Below are 4,009 nucleotides of genomic sequence, written 5' to 3' on the forward strand. Positions count from 1 at the left end.
ACATTATATAGCCCCTTCTTGGTTTTGTGCTTCTTCTATTGCTTTTATTAACTCTTCTTTTTTCATACTAGAGTAACCTGTTATTCCTAAATCTCTAGCCATAGTCTTTAATTCATCTACAGTTAATTCATTCAAAGAAGATTCAACTTTTTTAGTCTCCACTTCTCCCCCGTTTTCAGAAGGAGCAGGATTAGGGAGTAGTAGTTTTCACCTCTGCTAATCTAAATGCAGATTTTAGTTTTAATTGGAAGTCTAACCATGCAGTTAATACAAATAAATAGTCTCCTGTTTTAACGTCTTTATCTGTATCATATATGAAGTCACCATCATAATTTAAATGTGCATAGTTAAAGTCACCAACTATAGGTGATGTTGCACTATCACAGAATACAACTGGCTTTCCTATTATTTGTTCTGGTTGCGCTTTGTAAAGGTCCATACTTCCATTCGCTAACTCTTTGATCATTGTTATATAGTCAGAGTATTTCATTACAACCTTTGCATTTTCTCTAAAGTCCTCATGTAAGTCTGCTATTGCTCCAGTTATAGCTTCAAATAAAGTATTTCCTTGTACTTTTTTAATCTTATTTTCTGTAGAATAGAAACTCATATGCTCTTCTTTAACTTTTGGTGTCCCTGCTAACATTACTTTCTTTTCTTTAGCTGCTAAACCACTTTGTAGTGCATTGTCTACATAAGAGACTAAGTCAGTATCAGTTCCATGTATCACGGTATCTGATATAGCAACAAATACTTTAGACTTAAATCTGCCAAAAGTAATTTTATCCCCTGTTAATTCTAGTTCTTTAGCTGTTTCATCATCTCCTATAAAGTCATCATCATCTAATTTGTAAGCTATTTTAGGAAGTTCTAGTCCTGTTATATTAGTAGTTGAAACAACATCTCTAAGTTGATTTTTAGCAAGTGGTTCATATACTAATGTCTTTGCCATATTAGTTGGAAGTATCTTTTCTCCCCCACCAGTTGTAGTTCCTATAGCTCCTAATGAAGCTCTAGTTTCTGGAGATAATTCTTTCCCTGTTATTGCACTTCTTATTAGTTCCGCCTTTGCACTTATCATTCTTTGTTCTGGCGTTTCGTTATTTTCTTTAAATTCAATTTCTTGTGCTTTAGCTTGTGCCTTGGCATTTCTTTTGTCTAGCTCGGATTTTATAGCATCTCTACAAGTTTCTAAATTCTTTATATCACTTTCTAATCTAGTCACTTCTTCTGCTTTATTATTTGTCGCCATTTCTATAACTTCAGCACTTTTCTTTTCTATTTCTGCATTGAAGTCATTTAGCTCATTTCTTAATTGAAATGTGCTTTTTTTACCCTCTCCGAATAGCTGTAAATTCATTCTAATTAAACCTTGTTTCCTTTTCATATTACATGTCTCCTTTATTTGTGTATTTTGAATATTTGTTTATAATTTCTTGTTTTCTCTTTTCCCAGTTCTTATCTACAGGTTGATCGCCTTTTACACTTCTCACTTCTGCATTTGTTTGTGGATAGGCTGGTATAGGCGTTATAGTTATTTCTCTTAAATCAAGCTCTTGAAGTATTCTAAAGTCCCCATCTTCTGTAAACTTCCATTCATTTTTCTTAACATAAGCACCAAATGAACATTGATTTACTATTCCCTCGGCCATCAGTTGAGATAAATCTCTAGATAGTTGAGTATCTGGGAGATTAATTTCAAATTTAAGTCCCACATCATCCTCTTGAAGTGTCATATTTACATCTTTTCTTGCTAATACATTACTCCAATCATGATTGTATAAAGCTAATATAGAATTATTTTCTAATGCTTCTTCAAAAGCACCTGGTACTATTTGCTCTTGAAATTCATCCCCCCATCTATCCCTTATGGTTGTATATTGATTAAATACTGCTGCATATCCACCAATGGTAGCACCTTTTCCACTTGAATTATCTCTAACTTGAAGGTTTCTTATTTGAAATGTCCTCTGTTCCATTTCCTGTTTGTTTTCCTTCTCCATTTCCTTCACCCCCTTTCGATTGTTTTTTTATCCTTTCATGATTTTCTAATGTATCTAAGAAAGTATAGTTTAAAGACACTAACGGTCTGTCTCCTAAAGGGCCTATGTCTTCCATATCTTCTAATTCATATATTTTATTAGGCGTCATCCCTGCAATGGGAGTCATTTTATTGTAGTAATCAGCCCTTGTTTTCATATCCCCTCTAACTAATGCATTAATATTAAATTTAAAGTACATGCCATCCTTACGTTCTTTAGGCGATAGTAATTTATAATTAAGTTCTTGCTCTATCATTATTGCATCCGGAGATATACAACTTTGTACAAAGTGGATATTCTGATGTTCTATACTTCCATATTTAGCTCCATCCATTTCAGAAAGCATAAATAAAGGTACCCCGCTTGTCATGGATACCTGTTGTATTGTTATTTTATTGTTTTCAAGTAGTTTAAGGTCTTGTACATCAAATCTAATTTGTTGATAGTCAACACCATTCTCTAATACAAGTACACTATTCCAACCCTTTGAATACATTTCTTTCAGTTCATTTTTATATAATTCCCTTGCTTCTTTTTTTAAGTTTGTAGCTAGTTTTATTACTCCACTTACTTTTAGGGAGTTCTCAGCCTGCGATTTTGCAGTCTCTTGTGTTGTCTTATTAAGATTTAATTGATTTGATAGTGCTTCTATAAAACTTATACCTTCATATCCACTTGAATAGATCGATGGAAAATGAAGAATATCCATATGATGTATTGCAATTATCCCTTTTTTAGTGCTTACTTTATAGTAAAGCTCGTTATTATCATCTTCATTCTCAAAGGGCTTTACTGATTTAGGATCTAGTAATTTAAGTTGTATTATTTCTCCGTCTATATCTCTTTCTATAAAAGCATAAGCGTTTCCGTATATCTCTTTCATAGCTTCTATTGTTCTCCAAAATATAAAAGCCGAACGGTTTATCTCGGGTCTAGCCCCAACCAATTCGGCTCTATAATCATCTACTTGTATTCTTTTTCCATCCTTTTTCCTATGAAGCTTTATAGGCATCTGTCCTATTGCATTGGATTTTCTATTTATTGCCCCATATATAGCTGCATGATTTTGTAATGCTGTATCTTTGCTTACCCCACTAGTAAAACTAGGAAACCAACTAGTAAGGCTACTCCTAGAAGGTTTGTTATTTTTTCTAAATATATTGTTTATTACCTCTCTTGCTCTTGTAACTAATCCCACTTACTCACCTCCTTTAGAAACTCCATACATCTACAAGTTCTCCATAGCTTTCTAGTTCTGTTCTAGCTCTAACATGTGCATTTATAATACTTGCTATAGGGTCTATTTTCTCAGCCGATTTACTTTTATCTAACATAATATTTTGATTTGCATCCTGTTTAACTACTGAATTCCCAACAGCCCATGTGAGCAAATCATTATTATTATGTTTAAGATTTCCGGAATAAACTTCTTCTCTAAAGTTATTACAAGGCTCACTCAAAGTCTTTATGCCTTGTCTAATCTCTATCATTGTATACCCTTCTAAAGACATGTCTTGTGCGAATTGTGTAGCGTTCCATGGATCATAACATACTTCCTTAACTGTTATTCCGTATTTCTCTTCTTTTTCTTTAATGTATTTTTTGATATAACTATAATCTATTACTGATCCCGGTGTTACGGTTAGCCAACCTTTCTCAACCCAATAACTCCAAGGAAGTTTACCTTCTCTTAGTTTCTGATTATACGTTTCTTCTGGAATAAAGCTATGGGATAAAATTTTGTACTGATTATCTACTTTAAATTCAAATCCTACAGAAGTTAAGTCCAATTTAGTTGATAAGTCCATTCCAACTATACATTCTTCACCTTCTAAGTTTTCAAAATTATATTCCTCTCCTGCTTCTCTCCATTTAGACATATCCATATAGCCACCATCTCTCATATCCACCCATCTATTCATGTTTTTAGTAAGAAAGTTTCTCATTTTTTCAGGATAGTCTAAAGC

The 4,009-nt window shown here is 33.1% G+C and carries 5 protein-coding genes; all 5 read right to left on the bottom strand.

Features of this window, described 5'->3' with window-relative positions; translation table 11 throughout:
- Window positions 1–3: 3 nt before the first annotated feature.
- On the bottom strand, window positions 4–162 hold the full coding sequence (locus CLPU_RS16840; protein WP_082154283.1) for a Rho termination factor N-terminal domain-containing protein: 159 nt from the start codon (window positions 160–162) through the stop codon (window positions 4–6).
- 28 nt (window positions 163–190) lie between these two features.
- Window positions 191–1,387: a phage major capsid protein gene (locus CLPU_RS16080; protein ID WP_050379091.1), complete on the bottom strand. Its 1,197-nt coding sequence runs from the start codon at window positions 1,385–1,387 to the stop codon at window positions 191–193.
- A 1-nt stretch (window position 1,388) separates the two neighbouring features.
- Window positions 1,389–2,003 (bottom strand): HK97 family phage prohead protease, encoded by a 615-nt coding sequence (locus CLPU_RS16085; protein WP_050379094.1) that lies wholly within the window; start codon window positions 2,001–2,003, stop codon window positions 1,389–1,391.
- A complete protein-coding gene (locus CLPU_RS16090) occupies window positions 1,939–3,240 on the bottom strand; it encodes a phage portal protein (protein ID WP_050379096.1) in 1,302 nt (433 codons plus the stop codon). Before CLPU_RS16090 ends, CLPU_RS16085 begins: the two co-directional genes overlap by 65 nt.
- Window positions 3,241–3,253: 13 nt before the next feature.
- A partial coding sequence (locus tag CLPU_RS16095) for a terminase TerL endonuclease subunit (protein ID WP_200898647.1) occupies window positions 3,254–4,009 on the bottom strand: 756 nt, incomplete at its 5' end.

The sequence above is a fragment of the Gottschalkia purinilytica genome (assembly GCF_001190785.1).
GTDB classification, from domain to species: Bacteria; Bacillota; Clostridia; order Tissierellales; family Gottschalkiaceae; genus Gottschalkia_A; species Gottschalkia_A purinilytica.

What these genes read in the sequence shown, in the direction of transcription:
- CLPU_RS16080 (WP_050379091.1), bottom strand. Translation starts at nt 1,387, where the DNA reads ATGAAAAGGAAACAAGGTTTAATTAGAATGAATTTACAGCTATTCGGA.
- CLPU_RS16085 (WP_050379094.1), bottom strand. Translation starts at nt 2,003, where the DNA reads ATGGAGAAGGAAAACAAACAGGAAATGGAACAGAGGACATTTCAAATA.